Annotated in this window: 23 protein-coding genes; 8 read left to right on the forward strand and 15 right to left on the reverse strand. The window is 39.0% G+C overall.

Features of this window, described 5'->3' with window-relative positions:
* The first annotated feature begins 23 nt into the window (after positions 1 to 23).
* The 4 genes from BM143_RS12940 to BM143_RS12955 all read left to right on the forward strand — a co-directional run bounded on the left by BM143_RS12940 (position 24) and on the right by BM143_RS12955 (position 4092).
* Positions 24 to 1373 (forward strand): TolC family protein, encoded by a 1350-nt coding sequence (locus BM143_RS12940; protein WP_090024856.1) that lies wholly within the window; start codon positions 24 to 26, stop codon positions 1371 to 1373.
* Between the two features lie 25 nt (positions 1374 to 1398).
* Complete coding sequence (locus BM143_RS12945) at positions 1399 to 2823, forward strand: MFS transporter (RefSeq protein ID WP_228430794.1); 1425 nt, start codon at positions 1399 to 1401, stop codon at positions 2821 to 2823.
* A 146-nt stretch (positions 2824 to 2969) separates the two neighbouring features.
* Entirely contained in the window at positions 2970 to 3197 is a 228-nt protein-coding gene (locus tag BM143_RS12950) for a heavy-metal-associated domain-containing protein (RefSeq protein WP_090024857.1), read from the forward strand.
* 37 nt (positions 3198 to 3234) lie between these two features.
* Positions 3235 to 4092, forward strand: coding sequence for a heavy metal-binding domain-containing protein (locus tag BM143_RS12955; protein ID WP_228430796.1), 858 nt, complete (start codon positions 3235 to 3237; stop codon positions 4090 to 4092).
* Between the two features lie 592 nt (positions 4093 to 4684).
* On the opposite strand, the gene BM143_RS12965 is transcribed toward BM143_RS12955, so the two are convergent.
* On the reverse strand, positions 4685 to 5281 hold the full coding sequence (locus tag BM143_RS12965; RefSeq protein WP_090024859.1) for a Crp/Fnr family transcriptional regulator: 597 nt from the start codon (positions 5279 to 5281) through the stop codon (positions 4685 to 4687).
* Between the two features lie 352 nt (positions 5282 to 5633).
* Here BM143_RS12965 and BM143_RS12970 point away from each other — a divergent pair, with 352 nt between their 5' ends.
* The 4 genes from BM143_RS12970 to BM143_RS12985 are packed head-to-tail and all read left to right on the forward strand — an operon-like array spanning position 5634 to position 9504.
* The gene (locus BM143_RS12970; RefSeq protein WP_090024860.1) at positions 5634 to 6902 is read left to right on the forward strand and encodes an NAD(P)/FAD-dependent oxidoreductase; all 1269 of its coding nucleotides are present in this window, start codon (positions 5634 to 5636) and stop codon (positions 6900 to 6902) included.
* Between the two features lie 20 nt (positions 6903 to 6922).
* Positions 6923 to 7951 carry an SDR family oxidoreductase gene (locus BM143_RS12975; RefSeq protein WP_090024861.1) on the forward strand — a complete coding sequence of 343 codons (1029 nt, stop codon included), beginning with the start codon at positions 6923 to 6925 and terminating at the stop codon, positions 7949 to 7951.
* A 52-nt stretch (positions 7952 to 8003) separates the two neighbouring features.
* Complete coding sequence (locus tag BM143_RS12980; RefSeq protein WP_090024862.1) at positions 8004 to 8468, forward strand: PA2169 family four-helix-bundle protein; 465 nt, start codon at positions 8004 to 8006, stop codon at positions 8466 to 8468.
* 34 nt (positions 8469 to 8502) lie between these two features.
* Positions 8503 to 9504 (forward strand): SDR family oxidoreductase, encoded by a 1002-nt coding sequence (locus BM143_RS12985; protein WP_090024863.1) that lies wholly within the window; start codon positions 8503 to 8505, stop codon positions 9502 to 9504.
* A gap of 87 nt (positions 9505 to 9591) precedes the next feature.
* Here the strand turns inward: BM143_RS12985 and BM143_RS12990 are convergent, their stop codons facing one another.
* The 14 genes from BM143_RS12990 to BM143_RS13055 all read right to left on the reverse strand — a co-directional run bounded on the left by BM143_RS12990 (position 9592) and on the right by BM143_RS13055 (position 23287).
* Complete coding sequence (locus BM143_RS12990; protein ID WP_090024864.1) at positions 9592 to 11058, reverse strand: alpha-amylase; 1467 nt, start codon at positions 11056 to 11058, stop codon at positions 9592 to 9594.
* 35 nt (positions 11059 to 11093) lie between these two features.
* Positions 11094 to 11513: a low affinity iron permease family protein gene (locus tag BM143_RS12995; RefSeq protein ID WP_090024865.1), complete on the reverse strand. Its 420-nt coding sequence runs from the start codon at positions 11511 to 11513 to the stop codon at positions 11094 to 11096.
* Between the two features lie 15 nt (positions 11514 to 11528).
* Entirely contained in the window at positions 11529 to 12140 is a 612-nt protein-coding gene (locus BM143_RS13000) for a hypothetical protein (protein ID WP_090024866.1), read from the reverse strand.
* A gap of 116 nt (positions 12141 to 12256) precedes the next feature.
* Positions 12257 to 13768, reverse strand: a complete 1512-nt coding sequence (locus BM143_RS13005) for an FAD-dependent oxidoreductase (RefSeq protein WP_090024867.1) — start codon at positions 13766 to 13768, stop codon at positions 12257 to 12259.
* Positions 13769 to 13924: 156 nt separating this feature from the next.
* Complete coding sequence (locus tag BM143_RS13010) at positions 13925 to 14677, reverse strand: SDR family oxidoreductase (RefSeq protein WP_090024868.1); 753 nt, start codon at positions 14675 to 14677, stop codon at positions 13925 to 13927.
* A gap of 3 nt (positions 14678 to 14680) precedes the next feature.
* A complete protein-coding gene (locus tag BM143_RS13015) occupies positions 14681 to 15478 on the reverse strand; it encodes an SDR family NAD(P)-dependent oxidoreductase (RefSeq protein ID WP_090024869.1) in 798 nt (265 codons plus the stop codon).
* Positions 15479 to 15488: 10 nt separating this feature from the next.
* A complete protein-coding gene (locus tag BM143_RS13020) occupies positions 15489 to 15983 on the reverse strand; it encodes a CinA family protein (protein ID WP_090024870.1) in 495 nt (164 codons plus the stop codon).
* 33 nt (positions 15984 to 16016) lie between these two features.
* Entirely contained in the window at positions 16017 to 17195 is a 1179-nt protein-coding gene (locus tag BM143_RS13025; RefSeq protein ID WP_090024871.1) for a zinc-dependent alcohol dehydrogenase, read from the reverse strand.
* A gap of 36 nt (positions 17196 to 17231) precedes the next feature.
* A complete protein-coding gene (locus tag BM143_RS13030; protein ID WP_090025018.1) occupies positions 17232 to 19373 on the reverse strand; it encodes a catalase in 2142 nt (713 codons plus the stop codon).
* Between the two features lie 67 nt (positions 19374 to 19440).
* Positions 19441 to 19719: a hypothetical protein gene (locus BM143_RS13035; protein ID WP_139222038.1), complete on the reverse strand. Its 279-nt coding sequence runs from the start codon at positions 19717 to 19719 to the stop codon at positions 19441 to 19443.
* A gap of 92 nt (positions 19720 to 19811) precedes the next feature.
* Positions 19812 to 20438, reverse strand: a complete 627-nt coding sequence (locus BM143_RS13040) for a YciE/YciF ferroxidase family protein (protein WP_090024873.1) — start codon at positions 20436 to 20438, stop codon at positions 19812 to 19814.
* Between the two features lie 73 nt (positions 20439 to 20511).
* Positions 20512 to 21339 carry a KGG domain-containing protein gene (locus tag BM143_RS13045; protein WP_090024874.1) on the reverse strand — a complete coding sequence of 276 codons (828 nt, stop codon included), beginning with the start codon at positions 21337 to 21339 and terminating at the stop codon, positions 20512 to 20514.
* Positions 21340 to 21562: 223 nt separating this feature from the next.
* Positions 21563 to 22159: a Crp/Fnr family transcriptional regulator gene (locus tag BM143_RS13050; RefSeq protein WP_090024875.1), complete on the reverse strand. Its 597-nt coding sequence runs from the start codon at positions 22157 to 22159 to the stop codon at positions 21563 to 21565.
* A 531-nt stretch (positions 22160 to 22690) separates the two neighbouring features.
* Complete coding sequence (locus BM143_RS13055; protein WP_090024876.1) at positions 22691 to 23287, reverse strand: Crp/Fnr family transcriptional regulator; 597 nt, start codon at positions 23285 to 23287, stop codon at positions 22691 to 22693.
* Positions 23288 to 23301 lie beyond the last annotated feature (14 nt).

The following is a 23301-nucleotide window of genomic DNA, read 5'->3' on the forward strand; positions in this document are numbered from 1 at the left end:
ATGTAAAATTCAAAGAAGATAAAATGAAAATAAAGATCTTATATATAGCAACAGCACTGCTTTTGACCCAAAGTGTCAATGGATTGTATGCACAGAAAAGAGCACTGACCCTTACCGATGCCCTGGAAATTGCAAAACAGGGAAATAAAGCCATACAGATACAGGTTTTGGAAGAGATCCATGCTAAAGAAATGACCAGAGAAACAAAGGGCAGCCTGCTGCCCAGCATTTCTGCCAATGCAGCCTATTCCCGGTATTTTGACAGACAGGTTATCTTTCTCCCGGGTTCATTTGCAGGTACCGACAAACCTGTTCAGGATGTCGCTGTTGGCGGAAAAAACACCTATAATACATTTATATCCTTATATCAGCCTGTTTATACACCGGTCAAACATCAGCTGACGAAAGTATCAGCGATTAATGAAAAGATCGAGAATGTAAAAACAGCTGATCTGAAAAGCCTTGTGGCCCTTAAGATTTCTACAGGCTATCTTGATATACTGATGATGAACCGCCAGCTTGGTTCATTCGAGCAAAGCCTTGAACGGAATATCAAGGCACTAAAAGATTCCCGCTCTCTGCTGGCCCAGGGAAGAGGTTTAAAATCAGATACCTTGAGCAGCTTCATTGCGGTGGAAAATCTTAGATCCTCTATATCCTATTTAAAAAACAGCATCGATGTATCCGGTATTGAACTCAAAAGACTGATCGGATTGAAAGAACCAGTCGAAATTGAATTGACCGATCCGCTTGAGCTTGGTATAGAGACAAGCCAAAGTGAGTTTCAACAGGTGGATGAAGCATTTGGTATCGCTGAGAAAAACAGGAACGATATCACGATTCAAAAACTGATGATACACCTCACAGAAAAAAAATTAAAGGCTACTCAGGCAAAACTATTGCCACAGATATCCCTTATAGCTCAATATCAAATCCAACTGCAGGCTGATGATTTTAAATTCAGCCAATATGCATGGCCAAAAACTTCTTTTGTGGGCATAGAACTCAGTGTCCCTATTTTTAACGGCAACCGTACACAGTCTCAGATCAACCAGGCAAAGATCAAAGCACAACAGGAAGATATACGGCTCAATGATTTAAAAGATGAGGTCAGAACTGAACTCGCCACGATTATCAGCAAATGGAAAGAGGCCGTTACGCAGCTCGCTATCCATGAAACAACAATAAAATCTGCAGAGCTAAATCATAAAATGGTCGAATCCCGTTTTCAGAACAGCTTGGGTTCAAGGCTTGAACTTACAGATGCCGAACTGGCACTGACCCAGGCCCAGATCAACTACCTGAACGCTGTATATCATCTACGGATTCTCCACGTTCAGCTGCAGCATGCTCTTGGACTGTTAAGTCTATAATTAAACCTAAATAAATAATAAAAATATGATGACAGATACAACACAAACCATGGGTAAAACAATCCCATACAGTAAACGCTGGTCAGCCCTTTTTTTGCTGTGTGCGGCAGAATTTATAGTAATTATGGATACCTCCATTATTGGGGTGGCCCTGCCTGCCATAAAAGCAGACCTTGGCTATTCTCAAAGCGGTTTGCAATGGATTTTTAACGCTTACGTAATTCTTTTCGGTGGATTTTTACTGCTTGGCGGCCGTTTGTCTGATTTGTTTGGTCCACGTAAAATCTTCATGTGGGGTTTTGGTATTCTTTCCGGCGCATCTCTTTTGGCAGGTGTAGCCTGGTCAGAAGCAGCACTGAATACAGGAAGGGCTCTGCAGGGCTTAGGTTCTGCCCTTATCGCTCCGGCAGCCCTTACTTTAGTCCTGTCCAAATTTACCGATCCCAAAGAGCTCAATAAAGCATTAGGTTTTTGGGGCGCCTCTGCTGCTGCAGGTGGTTCTGCCGGAGTTTTTCTTGGCGGAGCAATTACCGAATGGCTTTCATGGCATTGGGTATTCCTGATTAACATTCCTATCGGAATTGCAGTGCTGCTTTTTAGCAAAAATCTTCTGTTTAAAGGAACTACTCAAAAAGGAAAAGTAGATATTGCCGGGGCCCTTTTTGCAACAGCAGCATTGATCTTGGCCGTTTATGCAATCGTATCAGCTGAAGGTGCAGGATGGAAATCTATGCAGACTATTGGACTGCTTGCCCTTTCCATACTGTTATTGATTGTCTTTCTGATGATCCAAAAGCAGAAAAAGGAGCCATTGGTACCGCTTAGTATATTCAAAGTTCCCAATCTGTCACCGGGCAACCTGGTCATGGCTTTATTGGCGGCAGCGTGGATCCCTTTATGGTTCTTTCTGAATCTTTATCTGCAGCAGACCTTACATTATTCAGCCTTTAACAGTGGATTGGCGTTATTGCCTATGACCATTGCGATCATGCTTCTGATGGTAGGCGTTACAGGAAAACTGGTTGCTAAATTTGGTTTTAAAAGCAATCTGATAGCAGGATTGATGGCCCTTACCGCTTCCCTTCTCCTGTTTAGTATTATACCTCCGGATGGAAAATTCCTGGTTAATGTACTGCCTGCTTCTTTATTGGGTGCTTTAGGAATGTCATTAGCTTATATTCCGGGGACTATTGCTTCAATGTCAGGTGCCAAGCCGGGAGAAACGGGACTTGCTTCCGGGCTGGTGAATACAAGTTATCAGGTGGGTTCAGCTTTGGGTCTGGCTATTGCAGTCGCAATTTCAGCTGCAAAAACCAATGCTATTAAAATCGCCGGAGCTACTGATTCTACTGCCCTTAATGAAGGATTCCAGACTGCATTTTTATCAGCAGCTATTGTTTCTGCAATTGCTGTTATCATTGCTTCTTTTTCCATCAAATCCCTTAAATAACTAATTATAACCGGACTTCAGATACGGGTTTGAAGTCCGGTTTCCGTAAATCAGTAAATCTTACAAATCAAATCGAAAATAGCACAAAAAGGAGCACTCTTATTTTACTCACCTTTGTATCAGTAAAACAATTAAAATTTAAAACAATGGAAAATAACACTCAAAATTTTCAGTTCAAAACCAATATCAACTGTGGTGGTTGCCTAACAAAAGTAACTCCTTTTCTAAATGATGCTGAAGGCGTTTGTAATTGGGAAGTAGATATCGATCACAAAGATAAAGTACTTACTATATCCACAGAAGGTATCGGCCAACAGGAAGTTATAGAAGCTGTTCAAAAAGCAGGCTTTAAAATAGAGCCTCTCGATTCTTAAAAAGAGAATCCATTAATCAGTAAAACCCCATTAGCATATGAAAAATGCCCATCAGACAGATCATAAAAATGTTTATACCTGCCCCATGCACCCTGAAATAACAGGCCAACAGGGAGATCGATGTCCAAAGTGCGGAATGGATCTGAAAGCTGCCCACCAGGAAAACTCAAACGAATATCAGGTCCAGCTAAGCACTTTTCCACCAACTATGGAGGCTGGAGTACCAACACAACTGACATTTACCATCAAAGAAAAAGGTCAGACTGTGTTGTTAGAGATTTCTCACGAAATGAAAATACATTTAATGGCAGTCAGTGAAGATCTAACCTGGTTCCGCCATATCCATCCTGAAGAACAGGCAGATGGCACCTATGTGATCACAGAGATCTTTCCTAATGGAGGTAAGTACCTTTTATTTACCGATTTTAAACCAAGTGGCGCGACGCAGGTTGTCAACAGGCAGGAAATTGACGTGCAGGGCAATTATAGAGCAAGTAACCAGAAGGTGTCTCATCCTTGGATTTCAGAAGTTGATGGTTACACGGTGACACTTGAAAATGGAAATGATTTCAAAACTAGTAGAACACAATCTTTGGAAATATCCGTTGAAAAAGATGGAGAGAAGTTGCAGGAAAATAATCTGCAGCCTTATCTGGGAGCATCTGCTCATATCGTCATGATCAGTGAAAAGGATAAAGAATTCCTTCATATTCATCCTGTGTCAGATGAACGTTTTCCTATCTATTCAGAAACGTACATTGAAAATTCTGGTACTTACAGAATGTGGGTACAGTTTAAAATAGATGGAAAGGTGCATACCGCGGATTTCACGGTTGATGTCCCGGAAGGGAAAAAAACAGAGAAAGAAGAAATGCACCAAGGACACCAGCACTAAATGCGATTGATTAAAAAGTATGGTTAGCGGGAGTTAGCAAAAAAAAAACATTTCAAAATATACGTTAAGCCATATAGAGAATATTTGAATCCCGATTTTGAGGTGGTCAATTCCGTTTTCGAATATACCTATAATCATTGTATTTACCTTTTTTATTTAAAGAGCATGGAGAATTTTCTTCATGCTTTTTGAGCTTATTATTACTGATTGTCAATTTAATAAGATAGTTTCTAAAATACACAACGTGTTCATATTAATGATTATTTTTCTTCACGACAATTCACTACAATATGAATATATATATATATTTCTTATTATAGTAGCTTATTTCAGCTTCTGTTGTGTACTCACAATAAAGTCATTTTTTGATATTTATCAGGAAAATTTCAGATGCTACAAGAATGAGAGTAATGTTGAAATACACATACTCCTTCATCATCCGGCAGAACTTATACCTATATACAGATGGAAGATCAAACATTAAGTATATTCTCCTATCATTACGTTAATCGTAACAAAGATTAGCCAATTTACACATTATTATGGTGGATAAATACAAATAAATGTTCCAAATCGGTATTGCTTTTTGAGGTCAGTACAGTATTTTTCTACCTTCTATTTTCACCATATTTTCGCTCTCCATTTTTTTTACGGTTCTTATTACCGTTTCTACACGTAGCCCTGTAAGATTGGCAATTTGTTGTCTGGTATAGGGTATTTGAAAAGTTTGGTTATTATCGCTGCACTGGGTTGATTTTAAATAATCAATAATTGTTTTGATTTTGAATTGAGGGTCTGAAGATGAAATATTAAAAAGCATCAAATATTTGTAATAGAGCCGGTCGGCCATACATTTAAACATATCCATCATAACATTTCTGTTTTGACCAATAAGAGAAAAGAAATCCTCCCGAGGTACTTTTAAAAGTTTACACTCCGTTTTTGCAATAGCATTCATAGGATAAGATTTTTCATTAAAGAGCAGTGACTCTCCAATGCTCTGTCCATCAGACAAAATATTCTGGGTAAATTCTTTGCCGTCCTCATGGTAGTTGTTAAGTTCTACAACACCATTAACAATCTGAAAATAAAATTTTGGGAGGCTCTCTTCAGAAAAAATTGTTTCATTAGGATAATAGGTTTCGTATTTGCCTCCATACTCTAATAAAAGGTCTTCACGGATGATCATATCTTAAAAGTTTTAAAGTTAAGTAATGAATCTCTTAGTAAAAATTATTTTTTTAAGTATCAAAAAACAAGCCATATTTATTTATTGTTATTAAAAAAGTAATTAAAAAAAAGCAATCTCATTATGATCGAAGTAATAATACAGGAGAATAGCGTTTGCTAACTTTAACAAATATTATCTGCTCCAAATAGAAAAGCAGAATAAAAAATTACACAAGAGGAAATCTTATAAAATTTATACAAAACAGTTAAAAAGAACTTCCTGTACTGTACTGCGTTAAGTGCAATCATTGTTCTTCTATTTTTAGCACCCGCTGTGGTGGATAATCAATTAATTCCAAATATCAATTAGTATGAAGAAACATATCATTATTGTTGGTGGTGGATTTGCAGGACTCAATCTTATAAAATCATTAAAGAATGATAAAAGATTTCTTATTACACTGGTTGATAAGAATAATTACCACTTTTTTCCTCCGCTTATTTACCAGGTTGCTACCTCTTTTATTCAGGCATCCAATATCAGCTATCCTTTCCGTAGATTGTTTTCAAGATATAAAAATGTAAATTTTCACATGGGAAGCCTTCTTAGAGTTGATCCTGAAAATAATGTATTAGAGACGGATACAGGAAACTTACGATATGATTATTTAGTGCTCGCCTTGGGAACTGAATCTAATTTTTTTGAAATGGAGAATGTACAGAAATGTGCTCTTCCTATGAAAAATATCCAGGAGGCTCTGTACTTACGAAATCATATACTGCTCAATCTCGAACAAGCAGCAAGAAATAAAGATATAAAAATGGCAGAAAGACTTCAGAATATAGTAATCGCCGGTGGCGGTCCCACAGGTGTAGAGCTGGCAGGCATGCTTGCGGAAATGGGAAAATACATTGCGCAAAAAGAATATCCTGAAATAAAACTCAGTCTCTCCAATCTGTATCTGATTGATGCTCTCCCCACTTTACTCTCTCCCATGAGTACAATGGCACAAAAAACATCCTATAAGACTTTGACGGAACTTGGGGTGAAAATTCTTCTTAATGTTTCCGTTAAAGACTATACAGACAATAAGGTCTTTCTCTCTGATGGTACTGTAATAGAAACTGAAACACTGATTTGGACCTCTGGAGTTATAGGGCGCGAAGTACCGGGAATTCCAAAAGAAAAAATCGGTAAAGGAAGAAGAATTTTAGTGGATGAATATAACAGGGTGGAAGAACACACATATATATATGCTTTAGGAGATATTGCTCTTCAGCTCACTGACAAGCTCTTCCCCAATGGACATCCCCAGCTTGCCCAAGCCGCCATCCAGCAAGCTAAAAATCTTGGGAAAAATCTAATCAGACTTCAGGAGGGCAAGGAACTTATTCCATTTACCTACAATGATAAAGGCAGCATGGCTATCATTTCAAAATTCAATGCTGTGGTAGATCTTCCCGGATTTTCTTTCAAAGGCTTTTTAGCCTGGCTTACGTGGCTGTTTATTCATATAATTCCATTGGTCGGTTTTAGAAGTAAGATTCGGCTATCGCTTGATTGGTTCAGGCTGTTTATCACCAATAATCCATCCATACGCTTGATTCTTTATCCTAAGAAAAATACAACAAAACCATAATATCCAATCAAAAATATCATATGAAAAATAAAAAAAACAAACCCCTATTCTTCGGAAAAACAGTGGTGATCACGGGAGCTTCCAGCGGTGTTGGAAAAGCAACCGCAGAGGCTTTCGCAAAGGAAGGTGCAAATCTGGTACTTGCTTCAAGAGGTGAGGAAGCTCTTAATGAAACTGCCAAAATCTGCAGACAGTACGGTAGTATGGTCCTTACTCTTGTTACGGATACTTCTTGTGCAACAGATGTATATCAGCTTGCAGAGAAAGCATTTATTCTCTATAACCGGATTGATTACTGGATTAATAATGCAGGTGTGCTGTCATTTGGAAAATTTGAAGAAACACCTATTGAAGTGATAGATCAGATTATTAAAACAAATCTTCTGGGCTACATCCATTCAGCACACGCTGTTCTGCCTATTTTTAAAAAACAGAAAAAGGGGGTTCTGATCAATAATATTTCCATCGGAGGCTGGATGCCGGCACCATACGGAACCGCTTATACCGCATCAAAATTCGGCGTTCGCGGAATGGTAGAAACCCTTCAGGGAGAGGTATCTGATTATCCAGAGATTCATATTTGTGCATTATATCCAGGATTTCAGAAATCTGCAGGAATAGAGCATGCCGCCAATTATTCAGGCATAAAATTAAGCACTCCGCCCCCGTCTTTTGACCCCCGTGATTTAGCGCATACCATCCTTAAAGTTGCTAAAAAGCCTATCAATGCAACCTATCCCGACTGGTTCTCTGCATCAGCCAAAAATCTTTATACTTTTTTTCCCGCACCGATCAGGAATGTATGTTCAGCTTTGATGAGACTGCTCATGAAAAAAGCAAACCACGAAGACTATACCTCAGGAAACGTTTTAGAACCTTCAAGGGGAAATATGGGCATTGACGGAAAAACTCTTCTCTCTTCAGAAAAGGCCATAAAAATAGCTTCAGCAGGGATTGTGGGTCTTGGTATTTTGGCATTTTTTCTCTCTATAAAAAGATCAGAAAAGCTAGATTCTTTAGAAAAAGATTTTGTGAAACTGGATGCATAAAAAGTCCGGTTAGAAAAAAAACACTCTGCTGTAACATTACAAAATTTATATTATGAAAACAGAACAAACGGTATCCGTACTTAATGACTTGCTGCAAATTACGAATGACAGAATAGAAGGATTTGAAAAAGTCGAAGGGAAAATCTGGGAAATGTATCCGGATATAAAAGATGAATATGACCGGATGATTTCTCAGTCAAAAATCATGAAAAACCAACTGATCAATCTGATTATTGAAAAAAATGGGATTCCCAATGATTCCACTTCTGTAGCTGGAGCCCTCCACAGAATATGGATTGATGTAAAGAATTCTTTTACTGTTGGTACTATCGAGGAATCTACCTTAGAAAATGTAGTATTTGGCGAAAAAGCAGCAATAGAAGCATATGAAAAGGCTCTTGAAAGTGACGATCTGTGTGAAAAAAGCAGAAAAATTGTTTCAGAACAATTGCACAGCCTTAGGGAATCCTATCATCAATTTAAAAAAATTGAAGAGTATAAAAAGAAGGAAAATTAAATTTTAAAATCACATCTACCTAATTTTAAATATTATGGAAAAGGAAATCACGCGAAGAAATGCTGTAGGAAAAATAGCCGCAACAATTGCCTTGGCAGCTGTTGCTCCGAGTGCTTTTGCCCAGACAAAAAACAATCCAAAAAGCAGTACAGATCCAGACCTTACCGATCCTACAACAAAATATCCAAAGCCTCCATTCAAGAGACAGTTTCAGCCCTTCCCCGGTTTAGCCTCTAAAATGATTCCAGTTCCGGACCACGGCGAAGAGAGCTATGTGGGCTCAGGAAGACTAACAGGAAGAAAAGCATTAATTACCGGAGGAGACTCCGGAATCGGACGTGCAGCAGCTATTGCTTATGCAAGGGAAGGAGCAGATGTGGCAATCAATTACCTTCAGGAAGAAGAAGAGGATGCAGCGCAGGTTATCGCGCTGATACAAAAAGCAGGTAGAAAAGCGGTGGCTATTCCTGGAGATATCAGGGATGAATCTTTTTGCAATAAGCTTGTTTCGCAGGCCGTAGAGAAATTGGGAGGATTAGATATTCTGGTCAACAACGCCGGGCATCAGAAAACCCACGAATCGATACTTGATATCAGCACTGAGGAATTTGAAAGAACAATGAAAACCAACCTGTATGCCCCTTTCTGGATTATAAAAGCGGTTTTACCCCATTTAAAACCCGGCTCATGTATTATAGGCTTATCTTCGGTACAGGCTTATGATCCATCGGCTGAACTGTATGATTATGCACAGACGAAAGCAGCAACCACAAGCTATGTCAAGTCTCTGGCAAAACAGTTGGGTCCCAAAGGCATACGTGTCAATGGTGTGGCACCGGGGCCTGTTTGGACGGCTTTACAGATCAGCGGTGGCCAAACTCAGGAAAAGATTGAAAAATTCGGTGCCCATACTCCACTTGGTCGCCCCGGCCAGCCTGCGGAACTCGCATCTATATTTGTTCAGCTCGCTGCCAATGATGCAAGTTTTGCGACGGGACAGATTTATGGTGCTGCAGGAGGAAGCGGTCAACCGTAATTAAATTTATTATTGAATCTTAAAAGCCACTCTTCTTTAGGTGGCTTTTACTGTATACCAGTATATTTCAATATGCAGAATTATCCTTTATTTAATCCATACGCTTACCGATTGGGAATTGACCGTAAATCTGGCCTGCCCATTTCCGTCTGCTTTAATTTTATCTTCTCTCTGCTCTGTAAAGTCTTTATACACAGAATATGCATTTTCCTTTCCAAGATCGATATCTTTATAGCCCTCTTCACTGTTAGATATCACTACAATACAACCGGAATGTTCTGCATTTCCTTTTCTCACCCAGGCAATGCAGTTGGGATGATTAAAATAATTGATCTGTTCTCCATGTGCAAACTTCTGCCGTGCTTCAAGGAGCTTAGGAAGAATATGAACCTTTGGCATAATCACCTTTATCTCCTCACCCTCTCTTATATCCTTGTATTCTGCACCAAAAAGGTCCGGATAGAACACACAAGGATATGCCGCTTCCATTAATAAGATTATAGCATAAGCCGCTGGCTTGAACCAATCCTTCACCGTTGACTCCAAAGCCTGTAATTTCTGTGTATCGTGATTTTCCACAAATGAAACGGAAAAAACCGGTTTTTTTTCAAGAAAACTTCCTTTTAAAATGTGGCTGAGATCATAGTCCCTTCCCTGCTTTGATGCCGTAAAAAAATTGTAGTGCAGGGGTACATCAAAACAGGAGATCATCTCTTTTATCTGATCAGAAAAATGAACAATCTTTTCAGCCTCATCTCTCCAGAATTCACCCAATATATAACAGTCCGGCTGAAGTTCTGTCTTTATATAACTGATCCAGTCCTGTAAGAAATCTACTGAAATATGCTTTACAGCATCCAAACGCAGTCCATCAACATGTGTTGTTTCCAGATACCATTTTATCCATCTTTCCATTTCGCTCACAACCAATGGATTACGGTATTCTATATTGGCTCCCATCAGATAATCATAATTTCCGAATTCATGACTTACGGTCTCATTCCATTCTGTAGCATATTTATTATGGATTCTGAAAATACCTTTCAGTTCCTCATCATCTTTCAAAATATAATCCACTCCGTTAAAACAAGTATAATCCCAGCTAAAATCAGAATATTTCCCATTCCTTTCCGGAAAAAAGAATTTCGTAAAAGCTTTTGCCGTAAAAGGTTCGCCAATGGTTTCATTCCGATTTTCTTCCTTTACCTGATGAACAGTCACAGTCTCCATTTCATCTCCCCCCATCCTGTGATTCATTACAATATCAGCGTAAACCGAGAAACCTAGTTCATGGGCTTTGTCAATGGCAGATAAATATTCCTCTTTAGTACCATATCTTGTCGGAATCCCTCCCTTCTGATTAAATTCTCCCAGATCATATGGGTCATAAACATCATATCCTCTGCCCTCTTTTCCTAATACACACTTTGTTGCAGGAGGAAACCATACGGCGGTAAATCCCAAGCTTCTCAGGTAGTCACCCTTTTCTGTATACTCATTCCAGAGATTACCTTCATGATACCAATGGAAAAATTGAATAATAACTCCATTCATTTTAAAATTCAGTTTGCTTTATATTGGTTGTCATTTTATTTATATCGGTAATGACAGGCTTGATCTCTTGATCGGGGCTCTGTTTTATTCTGTTTTCTTTGAAAACCACCATTTTTTTCGTAAAATTTATGGATCTTATCCAGCTCGTCTTCTGTCAAATCTTCTATATCCACCAGTCGGTTATTGGCTTTTTCGTGCGCTGCAATCAACTCATTTAATTTAATCTGAATAGCTTTGGAGTCTTTGTTCTGTGCCTTCTGGATCAGGAAAACCATTAAAAAAGTAATGATTGTTGTCCCAGTATTGATTACAATCTGCCAAGGTTCAGAAAAATTAAATAAAGGTCCGGTAGCTGCCCAGACGATGACCAGAACTGCTGCTGTAATAAAAGCAGCTGCACTTCCTGTAAAACAAACCGCTTTATCCGCAAATCTATCAAAGAAACTATTTTTCATAAAAAAAAATTACTATTAAACATCCAGCAATGCATCTGTAAGTATCTTCCACTGAATTTTTGAAATCCCCATCATCCCCCCTAAGGCAATCAAATAATTTCTTATCATATCAATAAAATTAGCTTCTATATTAGCTGTTTCATTTCTACCATAAACTGCCGCTTTAATGTAGTTACTGCCCCTTGAAATCATAAAAGTTGAAGTAGCACCAGATGAATAAAAGTGAGCAATATATTTCTTGTAGGATTTACCCGGTTCTTTTGCCGGGTGGCAGGTCATTGAGATATTCTCAAATTCATCCTCTTTTGTATAATCGTTGCTTATATTGGTAATTCTAACCCAGTCGAAACCTGCTTCAAGGGAGCCAGGACCTGGAGTATCAATTCTTATAAAATCACCCCTTACCGGGGCACGGTCAACATAATTTCCAGATGAATCATAAAGCTTAAAATCAGCAAAATGGTCGCCGCAGTACCCTTTCCACTCATTAACACAAAAAAAACGATTTTTTAGTACGGCAAACTGCTGAACTGCCATTTCAGAATTGTCAAATTCTTTTACACTTTCTGTATTATGAAAACCTCCTTTTTTTTGAGATGGAACTCCTCTAATTTCTTTAGCTTTCATATTCTTCAATATATTAACTAGTAAGGCGGCTTTTTTTATATCTTAAACTAATTGGTAAAGACAGGAATATTAAAAGGACACAAAACTATCAGATCCAAAAAGGATAAACGCCTTGTTTAAAGCTCAATTCGCTGAAGATTTTTGACGGTAGGACCAGTAAGCATCCTTCCATTTATGTTAAATCTCGATCCATGGCACGGACAGTCCCAGCTTATTTCTGCACTATTCCATCTCACTTCGCATTTGGCATGAGGGCATGTGCTTTTAATAAGATGCAGTTTTCCGCCCTTTTCTTTGTACACAGCATAGGATTCTCCCTCATATTTTACCACTTTTGCTTCACCATCAGAGAGTTCTGTCAGTGAGTTTATTCTTTCAGTCAGCATTTTATCTTTCACAAAGTCAAAAACTACCACAGCCTGCTCTTTTACAAAATTTGTAAAACCGGCTATAGGCCTGATCCTTGCGGGATCAAAAAGATCCTTATACTTACTTGAACCGTTTAAAATCAGATCTCCAAGAATCTGTGATGTAATGGTCCCAAAAATCATCCCGTTACCCCTAAATCCTGTAGCGGTGTAAATCTTCCCCTTGCTGCCAGGTAAAACTCCAATATAGGGAAGCCCATCTGCAGGCTCATAATACTGGCTTGACCAGCTGTATACTGCTGTATCCACATCAAAATACTCTCTGACATAGTTTTCAAGTTTTGAAAAGCATTCTCCTGTATCATCTGCATGACCTGTTTTATGATCCTCCCCGCCGGCAATAAACAGGTTTTCCCCATTTATTTTCTGCGTTCTATAGTAATGGTATGGCTCGGTAAGGTCATACCCAAGCTCCATGGGATGACAATCACCCTTGAGCCTGAATGCAATGGCATAACTGCGGTATGGGGCATTCATCAGATGAAGGATATTCACTCCCGGCGGGATATGAGTGGCATAAATAACAGAGCGGGCACTGACTCTTCCTTTTGAGGATTGCAATATCACAACATCTTCCTTCTCATCATGTCCCTCGCAAAGACATTCTTCCAGTAAAAGGCCACCAAGATTAATAAATGCCTCTGCAAGACCTTTTATATATTTTATCGGGTGAAACTGTCCTTGATCAGGAATAGAGACTGCTTTTTTAAAAGCAAACGGAAAAGGGATATCATCAGTCTGTGCCATGGGATGTCCTACCTGGGAGGCTCCTTTGAGAATGTCATCGAGTTTTTTTTCCTGCTTTTCATCCAAAGCAAAGAGATAAGCAGGCTTGCTTTCAAAATCACAGGAAATATTAAATTGCCTAATATTATTCCTGATGATATTCCTGGCTTCTATTCCTACATATTTCAGCAGCTTGGCATTCTGTAAACCAACATCTTTAATGGCCTGAGCGTAGGTGGTATCAAAGAAGTCATTTAAATGAGCGGTAGTTCCTCCGGTGGTCCCAAAGCCTATATTCGAAGCTTCAAGTACAATACATTTCTTTCCTTCTTTCTGCAGTCTGATTGCTGTAGAAATTCCCGTAATACCTGCTCCAACGATTGCAACATCATAGCATTTTGCCAAGGCAGGATCTAAAGAAAACGTTTTGATTTCTTCCTGCCATATACTTTTTCTGGCCCCATCTCTGTTCATGCTATTTCATTTTTAAGGTGTCAGCCTTAATCCTGCTCTCACTTTTCTTTTTGTCATCATCTTCGGGTAAATCACAACGACAAGATGTCAAACTTAGCGCACAAAGTGCAAATACCATAATTGTTTTCATATTTTTTTTTTAATTGTTATACTTTATTATCCATTAACTATAATGCCTCCGTTGGGATGGAGAACCTGACCTGTCATCTGGGCTGATGCGCTGCCTGCTAAAAACAGAAAGCTGTCTGCTATTTCTTCAGCGCTAGCATTCCGTTCAAAAGGTGGTTTGCTGGTATCTTCTTCCTGCTCTCCGAAAGTTTTCTCGGTAAGAGGTGTTGAAACGGGGCCGGGAGCAACGGCATTGACGCGAATTCCCTTCGGTTTTGCCTGAAGCGCCAGAGACCTGGTAAAGGATACGATTGCGCCCTTGGTTGCTGAATAATCTAAAAGTTCTTCATGCCCTTGGTAAGCTACCGCTGATGTGGTGTTAATGATGCTTGCCCCGCGTTTCAAGTATGGAAAAACAACTTTAGTCAGCAGAATCATCCCAATAATATTGGAGTCAAAAGTTTTCCTGATATTTTTCTCCTCCATATTTTCAATCTGATCACTGGGAAACTGTACCCCTGCATTATTGACCAGAACATCTATTTTCCCAAGCTTGCTAATCACTTTTTTCACCGTGTGCTCACAAAATTCATAATCGTTAATATCTCCGGGGAAAATAATACACTTTCTGCCTAACGCTAATATTTCATTTTTTGTTTTTCCAGCGTCCTTATTGTCATGATGATAAATAATGGCAATATCGGCTCCTTCGTCTGCAAAAAGAAGTGCGGTAGCTTTACCAATTCCGCTGTCAGCACCAGTAATTAAGACCGATTTGTTTTTTAACTGCAGTTTTCTCATGGTTTACTTTTCTGTGCTTGGTTTTTGCATTTCTCCCATCCTGTGAGCGGCCATGTCATCGGTCGCCAGATTGGTCATTGCTACGGTAAGCTTATTTTTAAATCCTGAAATCACTTTATCCTCTCCCTTCATCAGCGCATTATACCCATCTATTGCAACATCCTGGGGATTACCAAGATTTTCTCTGTCTTCCAATATTTTACTTCTGTTCATACCTGCTTTATTAAAAAAGTCAGTATCTGTAGGCCCAGGTAAAAGGGCTGTTACACTAATACCTGAATCTTTCAATTCTTCACGGATGGCTTCTGACCACGATAAAACAAAAGCTTTTGTTCCATGATATACGGAATGCCAGGGGCCGGGCGCCTTACTTGCTATAGATGCCAGATTTAATATTTTTCCGGATCCTTTAGCCAGACGGTCTTTTAAAAAGAGCTTGGTTAAAAGAATGACTGATATAATATTAAGATTTACAATGTTTATTTCCCGGTGGATATCAGTATCCTGAAATTTACCGTACACTCCCTGTCCGGCATCATTGACAAGAATTTCAGGGCTGATACCGTTGAGTTTTAATTCCGAATACAGCGAATAGACCTCATCCTGTAAGAATAAATTCTTTGAAATTGGAATAACATTAATGCCAAAAGTTTTGAATTCTTCAGCTTTATTTTTCAGTGCTTCATGGTTTCTGGCTACGATCACCAGATCATACCCATTTTTCGCAAACTCTTTGGCCAGCTCATATCCTATTCCGCTGGTTGCACCTGTAATTAAAACATATTGATTTTTACGTTCCATAGTATAATATTTAAATTAAAAGCTGGCTGACTTCATTTTTAAAACATCCCAGAATAAATTCCGTATAGTAAAGCTGAGCATTTAAGGCCTGTGTTTTAGGATGCAACTCTAACTTTTTGGTCAGGACAATTTCCCCTTTATAGGCGAATGAGAAATAGGCGAAAATTTTGTAAGCTGAATTTCTGATGGGTGTACAGTAACCCGTTGTGGCAATAGACCATTGGGTCTCGTAAAGCTTGGCAATCTGTAATGCCATGGTCTCTGCAATATTTTCTGAAACACAGTCGCATTGTTCCGCTTCCGCCCTATCGACATTTAACAGCTTCACTTTCATAGGTAATGCATAGGCCGTCATTCCACCCTTGTAAAAGAGTGATGCGTTGGGCATTTGAGAAAAAGCTAACTGTAAAGATCCCGAGGTAACACTTTCTGCCACCGAAATGGTTTCACCTGTTGTTACTAAGGCTTGGCTGATATATTCCAAAATATCTTTTTGAAGTTCCATAGCAATTCATTTTATGATTTATATAGCTTTATTCTAAAACTCTGACAATTTCCAAGGATCAAGCACCACCTTGACGCAGCCATCTTGTTTTTTATCAAAAATTTCATATCCTGCAGAAACATCTTCCAGAGAAAGACGGTGCGTGATAATATCATCAAGCTGAACACGGCCGCTTTGTACATGGTCCATCAGCATATCTATAATCGGATGAACATTACACTGTCCTGATTTAAGGGTAATTCCTTTATCAAAAACCTGTCCCAGTTTAAAATTGTCATAATTCGTAGGATATACTCCCAAAATTGAAACAGTTCCTCCCCGTCTCACAGCGCTCATACAGGCTTCTAACACTTTTATTGAACCTTTTTCAAAATTCATCACTGCCTTTGCTTTATCTAAAAGGCTGCGATCAGGTTCAAAACCAACCGCATCGATACATAAGTCTGCGCCTCTTCCACCGGTCAATTCTCTTATCTGTTCTATAACCTCTTTAGCATCCTCCCATAAAATAGTTTCGCAGCCTGTCAGTCTCTTAATCTGGTCAAGTCGGTACTGAAGGGTATCAATAACGATTACTTTTTTTGCATTATGCAGAATCGCACTTTTCACAGACATCGATCCCACCGGTCCTGCTCCAAAAACAGCTACGGTTTCTCCGCCCTTCAATTCTCCCCACATGACTCCGGTATACCCGGTAGGGAAAATATCGGTCAGGAACAGAACCTGCTCATCAGTCAGACCATCTGCTACTTTCCGAGGCCCGAAGTGCGCGTAAGGAACCCGTACATACTGTGCCTGCCCCCCATTATATCCACCATACAGATCACTGTATCCAAAAAGAGCCCCTCCTTTTTCTGTGATAAGACCCCCTTCCGGCCCATAGTGTTCGGGATTACTGTGTTCACAGGCCGTAGGAAGGTTATGCTGACAGAAATAACATCCTCCGCAGGCAATAGGAAATGGAACCACGACCCGGTCGCCAACCTTTAAATGGTTTATATTCTGCCCTGTCTCTTGAACTATTCCCATGAATTCATGACCCATCACCATAGGCCGTAACTGGGGAATACCTCCGGAATACATATGCAAATCGCTTCCGCAAATAGCTGTCGAAGTTACTTTAAGAATAATATCCGAAGCATCCTGAATCACCGGATCATCAATCGTATCACAGGTGATATTTCCGGGAGCGTGAAAAACTGCTGCTTTCATAATTTTAATATTTAGTGGTGTAAAGGATTATCTAGATTATACGGTGAGAGATCTTTCAATTTCAAGATGCCATACCCTGTGCTGCGAAACTGCCTGAATAAATTTATCTGCGGCTTCGGGAACTCCCTCTGTAATAACAGCCGGATCTTCATGTTTTTTCTTACTGACATGGCTATCAATATAGATATCCCTTGTTCCCGGACCAAAATAAAGAGCTTTACAATGATGATAGGCTTCATTAACGAAATCCAGAACTAGCTGTTTATTTTCTGGAAGCAAAAAGTCGTTGGCATTATCATTTCCACAAGTAATAAGCAGGGCATCAAAGCATACACTCGAGGTGCTGGATAATGAATGATCTGGGAACATTATGTTTCCATTACTGGTCTTTACAGCAGCCATAGTGGGAGCTATAATCTCAATTTTGGCGCCTTGCCCTTCTATTCTGTTTTTTAAATCATCAATTATTTCTGCCTCAGCATCGTTGCAAACCATGAATCCAATCTTCCTGGCTTTTATTGTATTTTTTACAGTATCCTGCATACTGAGAGCCGGAGATATTGTAACTTTTGGTTCCCTTTCCTGACTTTGCAAATCTTTTGGACTGGCATCTGCAGGAATACTATGATTGGGTTGCTGGAGTTTTTCCAGGTCAACGCCCAATTTGCGGGCAACTTCAGAGGCTAGTTCTATATTGATATAAGCCAGCTGTCCCACTAGTCTCTTCCTGATCTGAGGAATCGTCACTTTTGAAAGTTCAAAGACAAGGGATTTGGTAAGGTGTGCCTTTTCGGGAGCCGACTGACTGTTGTAAAATAGTTTCGCCTGAGAATAATGATCTATAAAGCCTAGATTTCTTTTCCTTAGCTTTTCTCCGGATACTCTTTCGCGTTGGGAAACAAATCCTCCTTCTGACATCATGGCCTGAAAGGGGCATCCACCTCCGATGGAGTTGGGTTCGTAACTTACTTTTCCTTTTACGATCTGCTGCCTCATATGGCCGTCACGCTGGTTGTTATGAACTGTATTTAAAGATCTATTGATCGGTATTTCATGAAAGTTAGGTGATCCTAACCTTGATAACTGGGTATCGGTATATGAAAACAATCTTCCCTGCAGTAAAGGATCGTTGCTAAAGTCAATTCCTGGTACCAGATGTCCCGGATGGAATGCAACCTGCTCTGTTTCAGCAAAAAAGTTCTCGGGATTCTTATGTAGGGTTAGTGTTCCGATAATCTCAACAGGAACTAGTTCCTCAGGAACAATTTTTGTGGGATCCAGCAGATCAAAATCAAAATCGCTTTCATTTTCCTCGGAAATAATCTGTACTCCAAAGTCCCACTGGGGAAAATTGCCGGATTCTATTGCTTCCCATAAGTCGCGTCTATGAAAGTCGGGATCCACTCCCGAAATTTTCTGAGCTTCATCCCAGGCAACAGAATGCACACCTAATCTGGGTTTAAAGTGGAATTTCACAAAATGAACATCATTATCAGTATTGATGAGTTTGAAAGTATGGACACCGAATCCTTCCATCCTGCTAAAACTTCTGGGTATCGCACGGTCACTCATCAGCCACATAATCATATGCATACTCTCAGGCATTAATGATATAAAATCCCAAAATGTATCATGAGCAGATGCAGCCTGGGGAATTTCATGATCAGGTTCAGGCTTAAGAGCGTGCACAAGATCCGGAAATTTTATGGCATCCTGAATAAAGAATACCGGCATATTATTAGCGACCAGATCATAATTTCCCTCTTCGGTATAAAATTTAACCGCAAACCCTCTTACATCCCTTGCAAGATCTGTACTCCCTCTGCTGCCGGCTACAGTTGAAAACCTGACAAAAACAGGAGTTTCTTTTCCTATATCATTTAGAAATTTGGCTTTGGTATATTTTTCAAGGCTTTTTGTCAGTTTAAAAGTGCCATGCGCTCCTGATCCCCTCGCATGTACAACACGCTCTGGGATTCTTTCGTGATCGAAATGGGTAATCTTTTCACGCAATATAAAATCCTCCAACAAAGAGGGACCTCTATCACCAGATTTTAAAGTATCCTGGTTATTATTGATACGTATCCCTTGATTTGTTGTCAGCTTTTTATCGTCGTTGGAAGTACTTAGGGACTGCAGCTGATTTATTTTTGCATTGAGGTTTGTATCTTCTTTCATATCAAAATATTTAGAATTTGTGGGAATAGTCACTCCATAAGCTCTACTGGGCATCTGTTAAAAGAAATTAAAAATCAGACGTTTTTATCAGGTGTTCAAAGCAATGGAAATCTTTATTTTCATTCATAATCAGATAGAACATGGTCCGTAATGGTTTTATTTTCCCGATACTTTTGAGATCCGTAAACTCTGCGATTAAAGCTTTTATATTTTCTTTTTTTGAAGTATTGAGAAAAATAAATACTAAGAAAATATTCATTTTAATTTCTTTCGCATAGATTACATCCCCATCTTCAAACCATTCTCCTTTATTATTAACCCTGATGAATTGGCTAAGGCGGAGCATTTTTATTATTTTCTGCCGGTCCATATGATAAATTCCTGGATTAAAGATGCCATATAGACCTTCGGATCTATATGGCATATCTTTTAGTAAACTTAATCTTCCTGCTCTGCATCAAAATTGATGAAGGTCTCAGCTATCTCAGTGAGATTATAATCTGTATCTTCTTCTTCCTGGAGTGTTTTTTCAAGCAGGTCTGCTACTTTATCGTGTCCCATGGTAATAGCAAGCTGGGCCAAACCTCCATAGGTGGCAATCTCATAATGCTCCACTTTCTGTGCAGCAATAATCAGGGCCGCATCTCTTGTCATAGATCCTTCCTGTGTAGATTTTATAATTTCCTCACCTTCTTTGATAATCCCTTTTATGGCTTCACACTGTTTTTCCTCAGGGCTTTCATCAATTAATTTAAATACTTTTTCAAGACGGCTTACATGTTTCTTGGTCTGGAGCTGATGGTCTTCAAAAGCATCCTTAAGCTCTTCGGTTGTTGCCGCTTGCTGCATTTTTTCCAATGCCTCTATAATGGCATTTTCTGCGAAGTAAATATCTTTAAGAGAGCTTACGAAGAATTTGTGAAGCGAAGAATTTTTCATTTCATCCCCGTCCACCGAAGCATTATCTACTTTCATTTTTTTATCTGCTGTGGAAACCGCCCCTGTAGACGCTGAGTTTGATGCTGATGCAGCAGTATTGGTATTTTCTGTTGTTTTTGTTGCCATGATATGATGTGGTGTTTGAATTGAATTAAAAGATTACCTCTTTAAAAAAAAGTAAAGAGGTAATCTAAAAAAATTATGAATTATTACGTCTTCCGCCAAATCCTGATCTTCCAGATCCTGAAGACCTTCCTCCTCCATGAGAGGCCTGGCCACCCATACGGGCAATTTTGGTACGCTCAGCTTTGCTCATCGATGCAAAACCTCTTCTCGAGGTTCCGTTTCCGGAACCAGAGCCACGGCCAGAACCTGAATTACTGTTATTTCCTGATCGTGAACTGGAGCCTCCTGATCCTCTATTAGAGCCTGATCTTCCTGAATTTGAATTGGAAGATCTTCCACCGCCATGAGAAGCCTCTCCTCCCATACGGGCAATTCTGGTACGCTCTGCCTTACTCATTGAGGCAAAACCTCTTCTTGAAGTTCCGTTTCCGGAACCAGAAGAAGATCTTCCTCTTCCCGAAGAACCTGAGCCTGATCTCGATCCGGAACCAGATCCAGAGCCCGAGCCCGATCTGGAACCTCCTCTACCTCCGGAAGTAAACCTTCCCTGACTGTCTCTCTGCTGACTGCCTCCACGGGAACCGCCTCCGCCTCCAGAGCTTCTTCCACCTCTGTTGTTATCTTGGTCGTCATCATCTTCATCATCATAGTCTTCATCATCATAGTCTTCGTCGTCATCATAGTCCTCGTCGTCGTAATCGTCTTCATCGTCGTCATAACTGTTTTCATAATCATCGAACTCGTCCTCATATTCAGAGAAATCATCATCATAATCTTCATCCTGGGATGCATCATTAAAACCATGGTCATACCCTAACTGATAAACTTCCTCTAAAGTGGATTTTTCATTGTTTGAAGAATTACTTCTTGAACTACGATTGTTTGAATTTCTAGTGTTCATAACTGAATGTTTTAAAAATTAATATATAAGTGATGTATTGCCTTTCCTTACTAGTATCAGAAAAGCAATGGTTTTTTGGTTTATTGGTGATATTTTTATTAAGCCTGAAGGGCTTATATAGCTTCCCTAAGAGGAAGACTTGTAAATCTACAATCAGATTGTTAAGTCAAATTTACAAAGGAATAATCCCCCTCTTTTATGACTGGCATCATATTGACAGAAATTAGTATAAAATTTTTCTGTTAATGATCTTCACAATATTTTCTTTCTCCATCCGTTTAATGGTTTTAATGGCAGTTTCAACGCGAATTCCTGTCAGGCTGGCTAACTGCTGTCTGGTCAGAGGCACCAGATAAGAGAATAAGCATTGTTTTTTTTCAAAGCTTTTTAAATAGTCCATTACTCCAATAATTCTTTCCTCGGGACTTTCCAGAGAGTTTTTCTGATGCATGATGTATTTGTAATATAATGCATCGGAGAGGCTTTTACAGAAATCAAGATAGAGGTCCGGATTTTTTTCTAGTATATTAAAGAAATCAGCTTTGGCTAATCTAAGTATGCTACATCGGGAAACAGCAACTGCATTCATGGGGTATAGTTTCTCACCAAAGAGCAGTGATTCACCAAAACTTTGCCCCTGAAAAAATACGTTCTGAATAAATTCTTTTCCATCTGCATTATAGCTATTTGTTTTTACTTCACCATCAATGATTTGATAGTAATACGCAGGCACCGTTCCTTCATAAAAGATAGATTCATCAGGAATGTACCGCCTTAACCCAGCGCCTGCTGCGTTTAAAATTTCTTCGTTAATAATCATAATTTTTTTTTTACTATTAATAAATTTTAGTAGTCATCTTTGTAAAAATTTATTAGATCTGTAAAAACACGAAATGTTTTTCAAAGGATCAGAATCACCTTTTATAAACATTATTGTATACATATTGAGGTATTGGGCATCCTATTCAATTCGGCATTACGAATTTTTATTAGTATCTGCCTGTTCTTTAAAGCACACCTGTTATGATAGACAAAGCTGCCATACAGGGGGATGGTTTTAATCACAGCTAAGGTTCGAGAAAAACTCTTGGATTTTTTCCTTTGATCTGCAATGAGATAAATGCTTGCGCGTAACAGCAAAAATATCCACCGGATTTTGTGTTAACATAATAGATTTCATAATATTAAATTTTGGTGTGTTTCAGAAAAAAAACAAATTACACAATCATAATATGATTATGATAAATAATTCATACCAAAATTAGATTAAAAATACTATTTAAAATATGACCTAGGTCATATAGTCTTCTTTAAATGTTAAATATTTCGTAAAATTCTGGGAGTAATATCTTTAAAAATATATTTTCCTGTCTTTAATCATTACCAGTTTTCTTTTTTCCATGTTCTTAATCGTCCTTATGGCCGTCTCGACACAAAGACCCGTGAGACTGGCTAATTGCTGCCTGGTAAAGGGTATTTTGTAAGAAAACGGAGCATGGTCCTTTTTGGAAGTTTTAAGATACTCCAGCACACCCATTATTCTCTCTGAGGGATTCTGTGAAGAATTGGCCTGAAGCATAATGTACTGATAATACAGACAGTCTGACAACCCTTTGCATAAGTCAAAGTATAACTGCGGATAGACATTGAGCATACTGAAGAAATTATTCCGGCATAACTTTATAATTGAACAGGGTTCCAATGCGACAGCATCCATAGGATAAGGTTTACCAATAAATAATAAAGATTCACCGAGACTCTCGCCATCCGTAACTATTTTCTGGATAAGCTCTTTTCCCTCTTTATTATAATTATTGAGTTTCACTTTTCCTTTAATAATTTGATAATAAAAGTAGGGAGTCGCTCCATCGTGAAAAATAGTATCACCGGGCCTATATTGTTTTACTTCAGCACCAGCTGAAAACAAAAATTTTTCATTAATAACCATATGATTTTTTTTAA

The organism is Chryseobacterium oleae (genome assembly GCF_900115055.1).
Taxonomy (GTDB): Bacteria; Bacteroidota; Bacteroidia; order Flavobacteriales; family Weeksellaceae; genus Chryseobacterium; species Chryseobacterium oleae.

Excerpts from the sequence above, each read along its gene's own strand:
- BM143_RS13030 (WP_090025018.1), bottom strand. The coding sequence starts at position 19,373 with ATGAAAGAAGATACAAACCTCAATGCAAAAATAAATCAGCTGCAGTCC.
- BM143_RS12950 (WP_090024857.1), top strand. The coding sequence starts at position 2,970 with ATGGAAAATAACACTCAAAATTTTCAGTTCAAAACCAATATCAACTGT.
- BM143_RS12985 (WP_090024863.1), top strand. The coding sequence starts at position 8,503 with ATGGAAAAGGAAATCACGCGAAGAAATGCTGTAGGAAAAATAGCCGCA.
- BM143_RS12955 (WP_228430796.1), top strand. The coding sequence starts at position 3,235 with ATGAAAAATGCCCATCAGACAGATCATAAAAATGTTTATACCTGCCCC.
- BM143_RS13035 (WP_139222038.1), bottom strand. The coding sequence starts at position 19,719 with ATGCTCCGCCTTAGCCAATTCATCAGGGTTAATAATAAAGGAGAATGG.
- BM143_RS12945 (WP_228430794.1), top strand. The coding sequence starts at position 1,399 with ATGATGACAGATACAACACAAACCATGGGTAAAACAATCCCATACAGT.
- BM143_RS13045 (WP_090024874.1), bottom strand. The coding sequence starts at position 21,339 with ATGAACACTAGAAATTCAAACAATCGTAGTTCAAGAAGTAATTCTTCA.
- BM143_RS13015 (WP_090024869.1), bottom strand. The coding sequence starts at position 15,478 with ATGGAACGTAAAAATCAATATGTTTTAATTACAGGTGCAACCAGCGGA.
- BM143_RS12990 (WP_090024864.1), bottom strand. The coding sequence starts at position 11,058 with ATGAATGGAGTTATTATTCAATTTTTCCATTGGTATCATGAAGGTAAT.
- BM143_RS12975 (WP_090024861.1), top strand. The coding sequence starts at position 6,923 with ATGAAAAATAAAAAAAACAAACCCCTATTCTTCGGAAAAACAGTGGTG.
- BM143_RS12965 (WP_090024859.1), bottom strand. The coding sequence starts at position 5,281 with ATGATCATCCGTGAAGACCTTTTATTAGAGTATGGAGGCAAATACGAA.
- BM143_RS13040 (WP_090024873.1), bottom strand. The coding sequence starts at position 20,438 with ATGGCAACAAAAACAACAGAAAATACCAATACTGCTGCATCAGCATCA.
- BM143_RS13050 (WP_090024875.1), bottom strand. The coding sequence starts at position 22,159 with ATGATTATTAACGAAGAAATTTTAAACGCAGCAGGCGCTGGGTTAAGG.
- BM143_RS13010 (WP_090024868.1), bottom strand. The coding sequence starts at position 14,677 with ATGAGAAAACTGCAGTTAAAAAACAAATCGGTCTTAATTACTGGTGCT.
- BM143_RS13000 (WP_090024866.1), bottom strand. The coding sequence starts at position 12,140 with ATGAAAGCTAAAGAAATTAGAGGAGTTCCATCTCAAAAAAAAGGAGGT.
- BM143_RS12940 (WP_090024856.1), top strand. The coding sequence starts at position 24 with ATGAAAATAAAGATCTTATATATAGCAACAGCACTGCTTTTGACCCAA.
- BM143_RS13025 (WP_090024871.1), bottom strand. The coding sequence starts at position 17,195 with ATGAAAGCAGCAGTTTTTCACGCTCCCGGAAATATCACCTGTGATACG.
- BM143_RS13020 (WP_090024870.1), bottom strand. The coding sequence starts at position 15,983 with ATGGAACTTCAAAAAGATATTTTGGAATATATCAGCCAAGCCTTAGTA.
- BM143_RS12970 (WP_090024860.1), top strand. The coding sequence starts at position 5,634 with ATGAAGAAACATATCATTATTGTTGGTGGTGGATTTGCAGGACTCAAT.
- BM143_RS13055 (WP_090024876.1), bottom strand. The coding sequence starts at position 23,287 with ATGGTTATTAATGAAAAATTTTTGTTTTCAGCTGGTGCTGAAGTAAAA.
- BM143_RS13005 (WP_090024867.1), bottom strand. The coding sequence starts at position 13,768 with ATGAACAGAGATGGGGCCAGAAAAAGTATATGGCAGGAAGAAATCAAA.
- BM143_RS12980 (WP_090024862.1), top strand. The coding sequence starts at position 8,004 with ATGAAAACAGAACAAACGGTATCCGTACTTAATGACTTGCTGCAAATT.
- BM143_RS12995 (WP_090024865.1), bottom strand. The coding sequence starts at position 11,513 with ATGAAAAATAGTTTCTTTGATAGATTTGCGGATAAAGCGGTTTGTTTT.